The sequence below is a fragment of the Streptomyces sp. NPDC058221 genome, assembly GCF_042882365.1.
In the GTDB taxonomy this organism is placed as follows: domain Bacteria; phylum Actinomycetota; class Actinomycetes; order Streptomycetales; family Streptomycetaceae; genus Streptomyces.
In genome coordinates, this window is the sequence record NZ_JBHVWF010000051.1 from 1 (window position 1) to 13,964 (window position 13,964).

Here is a 13,964-nt window from a genome sequence, read left to right on the forward strand (position 1 = left end):
GACCGTACGCACCCGCCCCGGCTCGTCCGGCTCGGGCGCCCCGGCCGCGCTCAGGGCGGCGGCCGGCCGCAGCCGGGTGATGGAGCGGGCCGCGAGCAGTGCCACCGGCCGGGCCGCGAGCGCGATGACCAGCGCGCCCGCCGCACCCGCCGCGAGCGGCAGCCACAGGGGCACGGGCAGCGGCAGCGGATCCGTGGTCAGCAGCGACCGCATCAGCAGCCCCAGTGGCACGGACCCGACCGCACCCAGCAGCGCGGCGGCGCCCGTCACCCGGCCCGCCTCGCGGCCGACCGCCGAGCGGAGCTGCCGGGGAGTCGCGCCGACCGCCCGCAGCAGTGCCAGTTCGCCGGACCGCTGGTGGACGGCCTGGGAGAGCGTGGTGGCGATCACGAGCAGGGCGATCATGAGAGCCGTCCCGGCGACCGAAGCCAGCATCGACAGCAGATCCCCGCGTGCGCCGAGGGCGTCGAGCTGTTCGGCCTCGCCCCGCCCGGCGCCCGTCAGCACCCGAGCCCCGCGCTCGCCCCCGCCGTGGCCGGCCACGGCAGCACCCAGCGCTGCGCGCAACGCGTCTGCGGAGACACCTCGTCCGGCCACGACGCCGATCGCGTCCACCGTGCCGGGGTGCCCGGCCAGCTCGGTGAGCCTGGCCCCGGTGAAGAAGACGGCGGGTGCCCCGCCCCGGCGATCGGTGCCGGCCACCCCGGTGACCGTGTACCGCCGCGCCGCCCCGCCGGCCTGAAGCGTCACCCGGCCACCGGGCCCGCCGCTCACGGCCGCCAGGGCGGAGTCCACGACGACCTCGGAGGCGGAGTGCGGCGCGCGTCCCGCGGTCAGCTCGTACGGAGTCAGCGCGGCAGCCGGCCAGGAGCGCCCCACGGCCGATGTCCCGTGCCCCGCCACCACCGGAACCGAATCGTCCGCGACCGCCCGTGCGACGCCGTCGGCCGCCGCCACCCGCGCGACCACGGACCGGTCGAGCCGCACCCGTTCCGGCAGATGGGCGCTGACCGTCTGCGGCTCGCTGCCCCACGGTTTCGCCGTGTACGTCACCCGCTGATCGGCCACCACCACCGCGGCGGCCCCTGAGTACCGCTCCACCGGCGGCTGCGCCGGCAGCAGCGAGCCGAGCACCAGGGCGAATGCCCCGACCAGTGCCGACGCGGCCGCACCCGCCGAGAACACCGCGGCCCAGGCCCGCCGGTGTGTCCGCAGCGAACGCCGGGCCAGAAACGCCGAGGCCCGCCGCATCCCGGCCCGTACGTCCGCGCCACGGACCGCCCCGTCACCGGTACGGGGCTCCCTGTCCCGTGTCTTCGTCCCCTTCATCGCAGCCGGCCGCCGTCCATGGTCAGCACGGTGTCCGCCCAGCTCGCCGCCACCGGATCATGGGTGACCATCACGACCGTGCGGCCGTCGAGCCGTACCGCGTCCCGCAGCAGCCCGAGTACCAGCGCCGCCGACTCCGGGTCGAGCGACGCGGTCGGCTCGTCAGCGAAGACCACATCCGGTTCTGTCACCAACGCCCTTGCCACCGCGACCCGTTGCTGCTCACCGCCGGAAAGGGTCGTCGGCCCGCCACCGCCCCGGCCGGACAGCCCGACCCGGTCCAGCAGCCGCCGTCCGCGGCCCAGCACCCCGGCGGCCCCGGGATCGGCGCCGGCCAGCACCAGCGGCAGCACCACGTTCTCCTCGATGCTCAGCGAGGGCACCAGGTTCAGGGCGTGCGCCTGGAAGACGAAGCCGATCCGGTCCCGGCGCAGCCGGGTCAGCGCGGCCTCGGAGAGCCCGCCGAGATCGGTGCCCGCGATCCGTACCGTGCCGGACGACGGACGGTCCAGCCCGGCCGCGCACTGGAGGAACGTGCTCTTTCCGGATCCGGACGGGCCGACCACGGCGGTGAAGGTCCCCGCCCCGACCGTGCAGCTCACCTCGTCCAGGGCGACTGTCTCCCGGCCGCTGCCGCGCCGCCCGTGGCGCCGGCTCACCGACTCCAGCTCCAGCGCCGCCGTGCGCACTGCCGTGACTGTGTCCACCCTGGTCCCTCACTTCTTCCGTACTTCCTGACCTGCGTAGACGCTATGAGCGGGGGTGTGCGGGGGGCCAGGGTGCGGACTCCCGGGCCGGGGGTGCAGCCTGCTCCACCACGGCCCGGGAGCCGGCACCACTGGACCGGAGGCGCCGGGCCCGTAACGTGGTGCGGCATGAGCAGCACTCCCCTTCCGCTGACGGCGGCCGTCCGGCGTTCGTGGCATGCCTCCCAGTACCTGCTCATCGGCATCCCGGTGGCGCTGCTCGCCTACGTCGGCGCGTTCCTGGTGGTGGCGGCCATGCTGCTCGCGGTCGTGATCATCGGGCTTCCCGCCCTGCCGGAGGCGGCACAAGTGCTGCACCGGTGCGCGGAGTTCGAGCGGCGCAGGGCGGCGGCATACCTCGGTGTCCCGTTCCGCCCGACGGCGTATCTGCCGCTGGACCGGGGCGAGCTGTCCGAGCGCGTCAGGCGGGTGCTCACCGACCCGACGGTCCGGCGCGAGGCCGTGTGGCTGCCGGTCCAGGCGCTCATCGGCAACGGGCTCGGCTATCTGACGATGGTGCTGTGGCCGGTCGGGATGCTGGTCGACGGGATCGCGCTGTCCGCCGTGCACCTGCTGGACCGGTGCACGGCCGACGAGTACGGCACACCGCCGCCCGTGCGTCGCGGCTGGGTGCTGCGCTGGCACCCCGTGCTCGCCGAGCTGTCGGCGAGCTGGACCAGGTCCCTGCTCACCGCTTCGCCGTCCGCCGAGCTCACCGAGCGCATCGAGCAGCTGACGGAGAGCCGGGCCGGAGCCGTCGAGGCGCACGGCGCCGAACTCCGGCGCATCGAACGGGATCTGCACGACGGCGCCCAGGCCAGGATCGTCGCCCTGTCGATGCGGGTCGGCCTCGCCAAGCAGCTCCTGGACCGGGACCCGGCCGCCGCGCGGCAGCGCCTGGACGAGGCCCAGGACGGCGCCGACGCGGCCCTCGCCGAGCTGCGGCACGTCGTGCGGGGCATCCATCCGCCGGTGCTGACGGACCGTGGACTGGCCGGAGCCGTACGGGCGCTGGCGGCCGGGGCGGGCATCCCGGTCACCGTGGAACTCGACGGGGTCGAGGACGGGCGGCGGCTGCCCGCGGCGATCGAGGCCGCCGCCTACTTCGTGGTCGCCGAGGCGCTCACCAACATCAGCAAGCACAGCGGCGCGACGGCCGCGCGCGTACGCATCGACCGGGCCCCCGGCGTACTGCTCGTGTCCATCGGCGACGATGGGCGCGGCGGCGCTGATGAAAGTGCCGGCAGCGGGCTGGTGGGGATCAGGCGGCGGATCGCCGCCCTGGACGGCACCACCCGCATCAGCAGCCCCATCGGAGGGCCGACCGACATCGAAGTGGAGCTGCCGTGCGGATCGTGATCGCCGAGGACAACGCCCTGTTGCGGGAGGGCCTGATCCTGCTGCTCACCAGCTCGGGACACGAGATGGTGGCCGACGTCGCGGCCGGGCCCGAGGTGCTGCCCGCCCTGCTGGAGCACCGCCCGGACGCCGCCGTGCTCGACGTCCGGCTGCCGCCCACCTTCCGCGACGAGGGGCTGCGCGCCGCCGTCGCCGCCCGCAGGGAACTCCCCGAGCTGCCGATCCTGGTCCTCTCCCAGTACGTCGAGGAGATGTACGCCGCCGAACTGCTCGCGCAGGGCGCGCAGGGCATCGGCTATCTGCTCAAGGACCGGGTGGGCCGGGTCGACCAGTTCCTGGAGGCCCTCGACCGGGTGGCGGCCGGCGGCACCGCGCTCGACCCGGAGGTGGTGAGCCAGCTGCTGACCCGCAAGTCCTCGGCGCAGCCGCTGCTGAGCCTCACGCCCCGCGAGCGGGAGGTCCTGGAGCTGATGGCCCAGGGCAAGGCGAACGGCACCATCGCCGCCGAACTCGTCGTCACGGAACGGGCGGTGAGCAAGCACATCGGCTCGATCTTCGCCAAGCTCGGCCTCGAACCGGACGACGGTACGGTCCACCGCCGGGTCCTCGCGGTGCTCGCGTACCTGGAGGGCAACGGGAGGCGCTGACTGCCACGGGTCACGCGGGCTGGAGCAGGTCCCAGCGGTTGCCGTACAGGTCCTCGAAGACCGCGACCGATCCGTAGACCTCGTGCCGGGGCTCCTCCAGGAACCGTACCCCGGCCGCCAGCATCCGGGCGTGGTCGCCCGCGAAGTCCTCGGTGTGCAGGAAGAAGCCGACCCGGCCACCGGTCTGCGCACCGACGCTCGCTCCCTGCTCCTCGTCCTTGGCGCGGGCCAGCAGCATCCCCGTGCCCTGCGTACCGCGCGGCCGCACCACCACCCAGCGGGATCCGTCGCCCCGGTCGGTGTCCTCCACCAGCTCGAAGCCGAGGGCGTCCGTGTAGAAGGCGAGTGCCTCGTCGTAGTCGCGGACGACCAGGGTGACCAGGGCGATGTGCGGCATGGGGTCCTCGTTGCTCGGGGCGGGCAGGGGGTGCGGCCCGCGGCACCGGGCCCGCAGCGGGACACTATCCGGCATGGACTCCAGTGACCTCACCGGGCTGACGGCCCGCGCGCGCCGGCTCGCCCTGACCGGGAAGCGCCGCATCCTCGGCATCGCGGGACCGCCGGGAGCCGGGAAGTCCACGCTGGCCGGACAGCTGGCCGACGCCCTCGGGCCGCTCGCCGCCCTGGTCCCCATGGACGGTTTCCACCTCGCCCGGGCCGAGCTGGAACGGCTCGGCCGCGCCACGCGCAAGGGCGCGCCCGACACCTTCGACGCCGCCGGGTACGCCGCCCTGCTCCGGCGGCTGCGGTCGCCCGAACCGGGGACCGTCGTCTACGCCCCCGCGTTCGACCGGGCCCTGGAGGAACCGGTCGCCGGCTCCGTCCCGGTGGCGCCGGACGTGGCGCTGGTCATCACCGAGGGCAACTACCTGCTGCACGCACAGGACGGCTGGGCGCCGGTGCGCGGGCTGCTCGACGAGGTGTGGTTCCTGGAGCTCGACCGGGACGTACGGGTCCGCAGGCTCGTCGACCGGCATGTGCGGTTCGGCAAGCCGCGCGCCGACGCGGAGCGCTGGGTCGCCGGGTCCGACGAGTCGAACGCACACCTCGTCGACCGGGGCCGCGACCTGGCCGACCTCGTCGTGCGGCTCGGAAGCGGCGCGCGCTCCTGACCGCTCGCGTGCGCCCGTCCGGACGGGCAGGATGCAGGGAGCCGTTCCGTGCCGCCAGGGCCTGGCGCCGCGCGGCAGACGGCAGTTCGACGACAGGCCCCAGGAGGTCCCGCATGTCCAGCCCGAACCAGCCCGTGCCGTTCACCGCCGACGACTACCGGGCCCGGATGACGCGTGCCGCCGAGAGCGCCGCCGCAGCAGGACTGGCGGGAGTGCTGGTCGCGCCGGGCCCCGACATGGTCCACCTGACGGGGTACCAGCCCCCTGCGGCCACCGAACGCCTCACCCTCCTCGTCCTCGCGGCCGGCCAGGACCCGGTCCTGGTCGTGCCGGCCCTGGAGGCCCCGGACGCGGAGAAGGCCGTCGGCGCACCCGCCCTGACCCTGCGGGACTGGACGGACGGCAAGGACCCGTACGCCGCCACGGCGCCGCTGCTCGACGCACGGGGCAGGTTCGCGATCAGCGACAACGCCTGGGCGCTGCATCTGCTCAGCCTCCAGCAGCAGCTGCCCGGCACCTCGTACGCCTCCCTCACCGAGGCGCTGCCGATGCTGCGCGCCGTGAAGGACGCTCCTGAGCTGGACCGGATCGCCGCGGCCGGGGCCGCCGCCGACGCCACGTACGAGGAGATCCTGAAGGTCCGGTTCTCCGGCCGCAAGGAGACCGACGTCGCCGCCGATCTGGCCCGGCTGCTCACCGAGTACGGGCACTCCCAGGTCGACTTCACCGTGGTCGGCTCCGGGCCGAACGGCGCCAACCCGCACCACGAGGCAGGCGAGCGCACCATCGGGCGCGGCGACATGGTCGTGCTCGACTTCGGCGGCCTCAAGCACGGCTACGGCTCCGACACCTCGCGCACGGTCCACGTCGGCGAACCCACGGCCGAGGAGCAGCGGGTCCACGACATCGTGCGGGAGGCCCAGGCGGCCGGCTGCGACGCGGTGCGTCCCGGTGCCGCCTGCCAGGAGATCGACCGGGCCGCCCGCGCCGTCATCACCGGGTTCGGCTACGGCGAACGCTTCATCCACCGCACCGGCCACGGCATCGGCGTCACCACCCACGAGCCCCCGTACATGATCGAGGGCGAGGAGCAGCCGCTCGTCCCCGGCATGTGCTTCTCCGTGGAGCCCGGCGTCTATCTGCCCGGCCGGTTCGGTGTCCGGATCGAGGACATCGTGACCGTCACCGAGGACGGCGGCCGACGCCTCAACGCCACCGCCCGCGAGTTGGCGATCGTCGAGTAGCCGCCGGAGTGGGCGCGGCCGGGCCCCGCCGCGGTTCAGTCGTCGGCCAGCACCACGCACGACTCCGGCGGAAGGTGCAGCACGCCGTCCGCACCGGGTGCCTCGACCGGCTGCCAGGCGGCCAGCACCCTGCCCCCGCCGCTCCGGTTCCGGCCACCGCCGAGCGGGATGGTGGCCGGCTTCTCGTGGAGGTTGACCGCGATCCGCAGATCGCCCCTGCGGAAGGCGAGCCAGCGGGCCTCGTCGTCGTAGGCCGGTTTCACCGTCGCCAGATCCGGGTCGCAGAGATCGGGCATGGCACGGCGCAGCGCGATCAGCTCGCGGTACCAGGCGTGCAGCCGGGCGTGCGGCTCCTGTTCCGGTTCGCTCCAGTCCAGGCAGGAGCGGTCCCGGGTGGCCGGGTCCTGCGGGTCCGGGATGTCCTCCTCGGCCCAGCCGTGCGCGCCGAACTCCCGGCGTCTGCCGTTGCGCACCGCCTCGGCGAGCTCCGGGTCGGTGTGGTCGGTGAAGAACTGCCAGGGTGTACGGGCGCCCCACTCCTCGCCCATGAACAGCATCGGTGTGAAAGGCCCGGTCAGTACGAGCGCTGCCGCGCAGGCCAGCAGCCCGGGGGAGAGGGAGGCGGCGAGCCGGTCGCCGAGTGCCCGGTTGCCGATCTGGTCGTGGGTCTGTGCGTAGCCGACGAAGCGGTGGGCGGCGGAGCGGGTGACGTCCACGGGGCGGCCGTGCGTGCGGCCGCGGAAGGCGGAGTACGTGCCGTTGTGGAAGAAGGCGCTCGTCATCGTCTTGGCGAGCGCGGCCAGCGGGGCGACGGCGAAGTCCGCGTAGTAGCCCTGGGCCTCGCCGGTCAGGGCGGTGTGCAGACCGTGGTGGAAGTCGTCGTTCCACTGCGCGTGCAGGCCGGTGCCGCCGGACTCGCGGGGTGTCGTCGTCCGAGGGTCGCAGAGGTCGGACTCCGCGATCAGCGGCAGCGGGCGGCCCAGTTCGGCGCTGAGCGCGTCGGCCGCCGCGGACAGCTCCTCCAGGAACGTCAGCGCCCGGGTGTCGGCCAGGGCGTGGACCGCGTCGAGCCGCAGACCGTCCAGCCGGTAGTCGCGCAGCCAGGCGAGCGCGCTGCCCAGCAGGAACGCCCGCACCTCGTCGGAGCCCGGGGCGTCCAGATTGACCGCCGCGCCCCACGGCGTGTGATGCGTCTCGGTGAAGTACGGGCCGAAGGCGGGGAGGTAGTTGCCGGACGGTCCCAGGTGGTTGTGGACCACGTCCAGGACGACGGCAAGACCCAGTCCGTGCGCCGTGTCGACAAATCGCTTCAGGCCCTCGGGGCCGCCGTACGGCTCGTGCACGGCCCACAGTGACACCCCCTCGTACCCCCAGCCGTTGACTCCGGGGAAGGGGCAGACCGGCATCAGCGAGACATGCGTGATGCCCAGCTCGACGAGATGCCCGAGCCGCGCGGCCGCCGCGTCGAAGGTGCCCTCGGCGGTGTACGTACCGATGTGCAGCTCGTACAGGACGGCGCCCGGCAGCCCGCGCCCGGCCCATCCGCTGTGCCATGCGTACGCGGAGTGGTCGACGACGGCGCTCTCGCCGTCCGGCCCGTCCGGCTGGCGGCGCGAGCGGGGGTCGGGGCGCACCGGCCCCCCGTCGAGCGCGAAGCCGTAGCGGTCACCGTCCGCTGCCTGCGCCTCGGCCGTCCACCAGCCCGCCCGCAGGGGATCGCGCTCCATGGCCCGCAGTTCGCCCGCCAGCCGCAGCGCGGCAGACTCCGCGTCCGGTGCCCACACCTCGAACAACATGCAGCGCTCCCTCGTCTCCGTATACCGGCCCATGATCGGCAGAAGGTGCGATCACCGGCCCACGACACTGGATCGAGCCCATTACTGACCATTAAGGTCTGGTCCTGATCACTGCCCTGCCAGGTTCTGCCATACGCACTCCCTCTTACGGCTGTGGAGGCCGAGATGACTGTGCCGACGTTCCCGCCCGGTTTCCTCTGGGGAGCCTCCGCCTCCGCCTTCCAGACCGAGGGCGCCGCCGACACCGACGGCAAGGGGCCCTCCGGCTGGGACGCGTTCGCCGCGCAGCCCGGACGGATCAAGGACGGCACCGACACCGGCCGCGGCACCGGCTTCCACCGGCACTACCGCGAGGACGTCGCCTTGCTCGCCGGCCTCGGCGCCGACGCCTTCCGGTTCTCGGTGAGCTGGCCGCGCGTCGTCCCGGGCGGCAGCGGGCCGGTCAATCCGCAGGGGCTCGACTTCTACGACCGCCTCGTCGACGAGCTCTGCGCCCGGGGCATCACCCCGGCCCCCACCCTCTACCACTGGGACACCCCGCTGCCGCTGGACGAGGCGGGCGGGTGGCTCAACCGGGACACGGCCTACCGCTTCGCCGAGTACGCGGGCATCGTCGCCGAACGGCTCGCCGACCGCGTACCCATGTGGATCACCGTCAACGAACCCGCCGAAGTGACCCTGCTCGGCTACGCACTCGGCGAGCACGCCCCCGGGCGCGCCCTCCTCTTCGACGCGCTGCCGGCGGCCCACCACCAACTGCTCGCCCACGGCCTGGCCGTACGCGCCCTGCGGGCCGCGGGAGCCGGCAACATCGGCATCGCCGTCTCGCACACCCCGGTCTGGACCGCGGGGGAGTCCGAAGAGGACCGCTTCGCCGCGGAGCTGTACGACACACTCACCAACCGGCTCTTCGCCGACCCGCTCCTCACCGGCCGCTACCCCGACGAGAACTTCGCCGCTCTGATGCCGGGGCCCGTCGAGGACGACCTGCGGACCATCTCCGCCCCGCTCGACTGGTACGGGGTCAACTACTACAACCCCACGCTCGTGGGCGCGCCCAGGGCCGACGCCCTCGACACCTTCGCCGGCTTCGGCATGCCGGCCGGACTGCCCTTCGGGATACGCGAGATCGAAGGCTACGAGAAGACCGACTTCGGCTGGCCGGTCGTCCCGGACGGACTGCGCGAGACGCTTGTCGGGCTGCTCGGCCGCTACGGCGACCGGCTCCCGCCGCTGTACATCACCGAGAACGGCTGCGCCGTCGACGAACCCACCGCCGACACCCGCCGGATCGCCTTCCTCGAAGGCCACCTCGGGGCGCTGCGGGAGGCCATGGACGCGGGCGTGGACGTACGCGGCTACTTCACCTGGTCGCTCACCGACAACATCGAGTGGACCGAGGGCGTCAGCAAGCGCTTCGGCCTGGTCCACATCGACTACGAGACCCTGCGCCGCACCCCGAAGGACTCCTACGCCTGGTACCGCGACGTGATCAGGGAGCAGAAGCGGCAGAGCGCCGGCACGCCGGACAGCCCATAGAGGGTCCGGGCGGCCCCGTGCGGCGCCGGTGCCGTCAGTCCCACACCATGTCGAAGGAGCGCTCGAAGGTGACGTACCCCAGACGCTCGAAGGAGTTCGCCATCGGCACGTTGCCGACGTCCGTCGAGGCCCGGATCCGCTCCACCCCGTCCTGGCCGGCGAGCACCCGGGTGCCCTCCGCGAGGAGCTCGTCGATGTAGCCGTGACCGCGCTGCGCGGGGAGCACCCCGATGTACGCGATGATCGGGTTGTAGCTGTTGCGGGCCGGGATCACGAAGCCGACCGGCTCACCGCCGGGGAGTTCGGCGACGCGCCACCACTCCTGCGGGGTGCGGTAGTTGGCCAGCTCCTCGTCGTACTGCTTCTCCGCGGCCTGCAGCGGCGAAAGCCCTGTGGCCAGGTCCTGCTGTCCGTGGCCGTCGAGGGTGCCCTCCATCACCGGCGTCATCAGTGCGAGGAGGTCCTCGCGGCCGGCGACCGGGCGGAAGCGCAGCCGGCCGCCGTCGGCGGGCACCGGCGTCCCCGCACGCCACTCCAGGCGCAGCCGCTCGACGAGCATCCGGGCACCCGTGCGCTCCATGACCCGGATCCTGGCCTCGACGCCATCGCGGACCACCGGGTCCTCGCGCCAGTCCGGCGGCACGTACCGCCCGTACTCGGGCCGCGGGCCACCCGCCGGCACGACCGCGGCGCTCGCCGTCTCCAGCAGCCGCAGACCCACTTCGTCGCGCTCGGGCCCGGGCAGGGTGTCGTCGAGGTCGAAGAAGTCGAGGAGGAGCGGCGCACTGCCGTCCTGGCTCCACCACGCGATCCGTGCCACCACCCGCTCGCCCCGAAGCGCCACCCACATCCACTCCGGGCGCCGGCGGCCGGAGGCGAGGTCGTCCGCCAGCTCGTGGTCGAGGACGTAGGACAGTTGCCGGAAGAGTCCCAGCTCCTGCGGTCCGGCGAGCGGACGGACGGTCAGTTCGTTTGGTGCAACGGGCACAAAGTCTCCTGGAGGTACGCGCTCGCGCCCGGCGGTCGCCGGGGCGGCACGGCCGCAGACAGTAGCAACGTCCGCTTCCGGACGCCCCCGTATTTCCCGGTGGAGGCGTGCGCCGCGGGGCGGCCCGCGCAGGTCAGGAGCGCGGAAAGAGCGGCCGTTCTGGACACCTTGGGGCGATCGGCCCGACAATTGGTTGTGTGACGTCCTCCTTCGAGTTCCACACCTGTCCCGCGCGGCTGTCCGACGCCCAGCGCGACCGTGTTCTCGGTGTGCTCAGAGAAGGGGCGGCGCAGGGAAAGCTCTCCCACGACACCTTCATGCGGCGCATGGAGCTGGCCCTGACCGCGAACCGCTCCGAGGAGCTGGAGGCGCTCACCGCCGACCTGGACAACGGGGGCCGCTGGTCGCGGCAGCTGATCCGGGCCGTGGGCGGGGTCTCCGGCTTCCCCGAGCGGGTGCGCAGGGCCTGGCGGGCCGAGAGGCTGCCGAAGCTGCTGCTGCCTGCGCCGAGCCCGCGCCCCCTGCTCATCGGCCGGGATCCGGGCAACGGGCTGCGCCTCAGCCACGAGACCGTGTCCCGGATGCACGCCGAACTCACCGCGCACGGCGGCCGGTGGCTGCTGCGCGACCTCGGCTCGACCAACGGCACCTGTGTCAACGGACAGCGCGTCACCGGGACGGTCTCGGTGCGTGAGGGGGACCAGGTGAGCTTCGGCAGGATGACCTTCCGGCTCTCCGCGCCGGCACTCAGACCGCCCGCGTGACGACGGAGTCCCTCACGCCTGCTGGTGCAGTCCCCGGCCCGCCAGGGTGAGGAAGGCCTCGCCGACCGCCTCCGAGAGTGTCGGGTGGGCGTGGATGTGGTGGGCGACATCGGACGGTTCGGCGTCCCAGCCGACGATCAGCTGGCTCTCGGCGATCATCTCCGAGACGTTCGGCCCCACGAGATGGACGCCGAGGACCCGGCCGCTCCGCTCCGCGACCACCTTCACCATGCCGCCCTGCCCGTGCACCATGCCCTTGGCTACCGCGCTCAGCGGCATCGTGTTGACCACGACGTCGTGCCCGGCGTCCCGGGCCTGTGCCTCGGAGAGCCCCACCGAAGCGGTCTGCGGGGCGGAGTACGTCACCCGGGGCACCGCGGCGTAGTCCACCGGTGCCGTACGCAGCCCCGCCAGCGTCTCGGCCACCAACAGGCCTTCGGCGAAGGACGCGTGGGCCAGGCCGAGCGACGGCGGCGGCAGCAGGTCGCCCACCACGTGGACGCCCGGCACGACGGTCTCCAGCCGGTCCCAGTCCGCCGGCGCGACATGACCGCGCCCGTCGGTGGCCAGCCCGGCCGCGGCGAGCCCCAGACCGTCCGTCACCGGGGCGCGGCCCACCGCGACGAGCAGCCGCTCGGCCTCCACCGTGACCGTCTCGCCGCGCGGCGTACGGACGGTGGCACGCACTCCGTCGTCGAGCACCACCGTCTCCAGTAGCCGCGCACCCGCCCGCACGTCGATGCCGCGCTTCTTCAGCCCACGGGTCAGATGCCGGGACACATCCACGTCCTCCAGCGGTACGAGCCGGTCGGCGGCCTCCACCAGGGTGACCCGCGCGCCCATCGACCGGTGCAGCGAGGCGTACTCCACCCCGATCGCCCCACCGCCCAGCACCAGTACCGACTCCGGCAGCCCCGGGGCGAACAGTGCGTCGTCACTGGTCACCACCCGCCGCCCGTCGGCCACCAGGCCCGGCAGCATGCGCGGCCGCGACCCGGTGGCGAGCACGATGCCGCGCCGGGCGGTGACCTCCCCGTACCCGCTGATCCGGGCGCTGCGCGGGCCCGTCAACTCCGCGCTGCCGTGCACCACTTCGACTGCGGCGTGCGTGAGATGTCCGACCACCCCGCGATGGTTGCGGTCCACGATGTCGTCCCGGGTCGCGACCAGCGCCGGCCAGTCCACCGACTCCAGATTCGCCTTTATCCCCCAGCGCTCACGCGCCTCCGCGATGCCGTCGACGAGCTCGGCGGCGTGCAGCATCGCCTTGCTGGGGATGCAGCCCCGGTGCAGACAGGTGCCGCCCACCTTGTCGCGTTCCACGAGGAGCACGCGCAGACCGAGCCCCGCGGCCCGCAGCGCCGTCGAGTAGCCGCCCGTTCCCCCGCCGATCACCAGCACATCGGTGTCGGTCACCTTCTCCGTCTGTGTCATGCCTCCCACCCTCCGCCCGGCCCTTGTCATGAGTCCAAGGCAATGTTTATGTGGGTCCGATGCACAGCGTTTATGTCTCACACCGCTCATGCCCGGGCGAAGGGGGAGGGGCGGCGCGATGAGTCTGCGACAGATGGAGTACTTCCTCACCGTCGTCGAGGAGTCCTCCTTCACCCGGGCCGCCGAGCTGCTCCATGTCACCCAGCCGGCGCTGTCCCACCAGATCAAGGTCCTGGAGCGGACCGTCGGTGGCGCCCTGCTCGAACGGCTGCCGCGCGGCGTGCGGCTGACCCCGATGGGCCGGGCCTTCCTGCCGCACGCCGAACGGTCCGTGCGCAGCGCCGCCCAGGCCCGGCGCGCCGCGCGGGCGGCGGCGGGCGCGGAGGGCGGCGAACTGCACATCGCCACCGTGCACGCGATCGCCGTCGGCATCCTCCCCGATGTCTTCGCCCGCTGGCGCTCCGCGCACCCCGGGGTCGGCCTCGTGCTGCACGAGTACGCCACCACGGGCGCCCTGGAGGAACAGATCGAGCGCGGCACCGCCGACCTCGCCGTCGGCCCGCCGCCCGCGGACTGGCCGGGACCGGTCGTCCCGATCGGCGAGGAGGAGATCGTCCTGGTCGTCCCGTTCGACGACCGGCTCGCCGGACGCACCTCCGTCCGCCTCCACGAGCTCGCCGACCGCCCCTGGGTGCGATGCGCGATGGAGGCCGTCGTGCACGGCCGGCCGTTCCTGGACTGGGCCTGTGCCGAAGCCGGTTTCGTCCCCCGTACGGCGGTGCGGACCGAGCACACCTCGACCGCGGTCCGGATGGCGGCGGCCGGGGTCGGGATCGCGACCGCGCCCGCGCACGTCGTGCGGGGAGCCGTCGGCGAGGACTGCGCGGTGCTCACCGTCGACCCGCCGTGGGCCCGCCCGCTCGCGGTCTTCTCCCGGGTGGAACTGACCGGTGCGGCAGCCGCGTTCACCGAACTCCTGGACGCGTCCTGGCCACCGGGCCGGTGA

At 73.7% G+C, this 13,964-nt stretch carries 13 protein-coding genes; 7 read left to right on the forward strand and 6 right to left on the reverse strand.

Features of this window, described 5'->3' with window-relative positions; all coding sequences use genetic code 11:
- Both ACFVW8_RS18110 and ACFVW8_RS18115 read right to left on the reverse strand, forming a co-directional pair.
- A partial coding sequence (locus ACFVW8_RS18110; protein WP_389691036.1) for an ABC transporter permease occupies positions 1-1,329 on the reverse strand: 1,329 nt, incomplete at its 3' end.
- A complete protein-coding gene (locus tag ACFVW8_RS18115; protein WP_389691038.1) occupies positions 1,326-2,036 on the reverse strand; it encodes an ABC transporter ATP-binding protein in 711 nt (236 codons plus the stop codon). The genes ACFVW8_RS18110 and ACFVW8_RS18115, both read right to left, overlap by 4 nt.
- A 168-nt stretch (positions 2,037-2,204) precedes the next feature.
- On the opposite strand from ACFVW8_RS18115, the gene ACFVW8_RS18120 reads away from it, so the two are divergent.
- A complete protein-coding gene (locus tag ACFVW8_RS18120) occupies positions 2,205-3,434 on the forward strand; it encodes a sensor histidine kinase (protein ID WP_389691040.1) in 1,230 nt (409 codons plus the stop codon).
- On the forward strand, positions 3,422-4,081 hold the full coding sequence (locus ACFVW8_RS18125; RefSeq protein ID WP_389691042.1) for a LuxR C-terminal-related transcriptional regulator: 660 nt from the start codon (positions 3,422-3,424) through the stop codon (positions 4,079-4,081). The genes ACFVW8_RS18120 and ACFVW8_RS18125 overlap by 13 nt, the downstream gene beginning before the upstream one ends.
- 10 nt (positions 4,082-4,091) lie before the next feature.
- Here the strand turns inward: ACFVW8_RS18125 and ACFVW8_RS18130 are convergent, their stop codons facing one another.
- Positions 4,092-4,478: a VOC family protein gene (locus ACFVW8_RS18130; RefSeq protein WP_389691120.1), complete on the reverse strand. Its 387-nt coding sequence runs from the start codon at positions 4,476-4,478 to the stop codon at positions 4,092-4,094.
- A 73-nt stretch (positions 4,479-4,551) separates the two neighbouring features.
- Here ACFVW8_RS18130 and ACFVW8_RS18135 point away from each other — a divergent pair, with 73 nt between their 5' ends.
- Positions 4,552-5,193, forward strand: a complete 642-nt coding sequence (locus tag ACFVW8_RS18135; protein ID WP_389691044.1) for a nucleoside/nucleotide kinase family protein — start codon at positions 4,552-4,554, stop codon at positions 5,191-5,193.
- 113 nt (positions 5,194-5,306) lie between these two features.
- Positions 5,307-6,437, forward strand: coding sequence for a M24 family metallopeptidase (locus tag ACFVW8_RS18140; protein ID WP_389691046.1), 1,131 nt, complete (start codon positions 5,307-5,309; stop codon positions 6,435-6,437).
- 35 nt (positions 6,438-6,472) lie between these two features.
- Here the strand turns inward: ACFVW8_RS18140 and treZ are convergent, their stop codons facing one another.
- Positions 6,473-8,233, reverse strand: coding sequence for a malto-oligosyltrehalose trehalohydrolase (treZ, locus tag ACFVW8_RS18145; RefSeq protein WP_389691048.1), 1,761 nt, complete (start codon positions 8,231-8,233; stop codon positions 6,473-6,475).
- Between the two features lie 165 nt (positions 8,234-8,398).
- On the opposite strand from treZ, the gene ACFVW8_RS18150 reads away from it, so the two are divergent.
- Positions 8,399-9,772, forward strand: coding sequence for a GH1 family beta-glucosidase (locus ACFVW8_RS18150; protein ID WP_389691050.1), 1,374 nt, complete (start codon positions 8,399-8,401; stop codon positions 9,770-9,772).
- Positions 9,773-9,806: 34 nt separating this feature from the next.
- Here ACFVW8_RS18150 and ACFVW8_RS18155 read toward each other — a convergent pair whose 3' ends face one another.
- Positions 9,807-10,760 carry a GNAT family N-acetyltransferase gene (locus tag ACFVW8_RS18155; protein WP_389691052.1) on the reverse strand — a complete coding sequence of 318 codons (954 nt, stop codon included), beginning with the start codon at positions 10,758-10,760 and terminating at the stop codon, positions 9,807-9,809.
- 197 nt (positions 10,761-10,957) lie between these two features.
- Between ACFVW8_RS18155 and ACFVW8_RS18160 the strand changes: the two genes are divergently transcribed.
- Positions 10,958-11,524 (forward strand): FHA domain-containing protein, encoded by a 567-nt coding sequence (locus tag ACFVW8_RS18160; RefSeq protein ID WP_389691054.1) that lies wholly within the window; start codon positions 10,958-10,960, stop codon positions 11,522-11,524.
- A 12-nt stretch (positions 11,525-11,536) separates the two neighbouring features.
- Here ACFVW8_RS18160 and lpdA read toward each other — a convergent pair whose 3' ends face one another.
- Entirely contained in the window at positions 11,537-12,958 is a 1,422-nt protein-coding gene (gene lpdA / locus ACFVW8_RS18165; RefSeq protein WP_389691056.1) for a dihydrolipoyl dehydrogenase, read from the reverse strand.
- Between the two features lie 118 nt (positions 12,959-13,076).
- On the opposite strand from lpdA, the gene ACFVW8_RS18170 reads away from it, so the two are divergent.
- Positions 13,077-13,964, forward strand: coding sequence for a LysR family transcriptional regulator (locus ACFVW8_RS18170; RefSeq protein ID WP_389691058.1), 888 nt, complete (start codon positions 13,077-13,079; stop codon positions 13,962-13,964).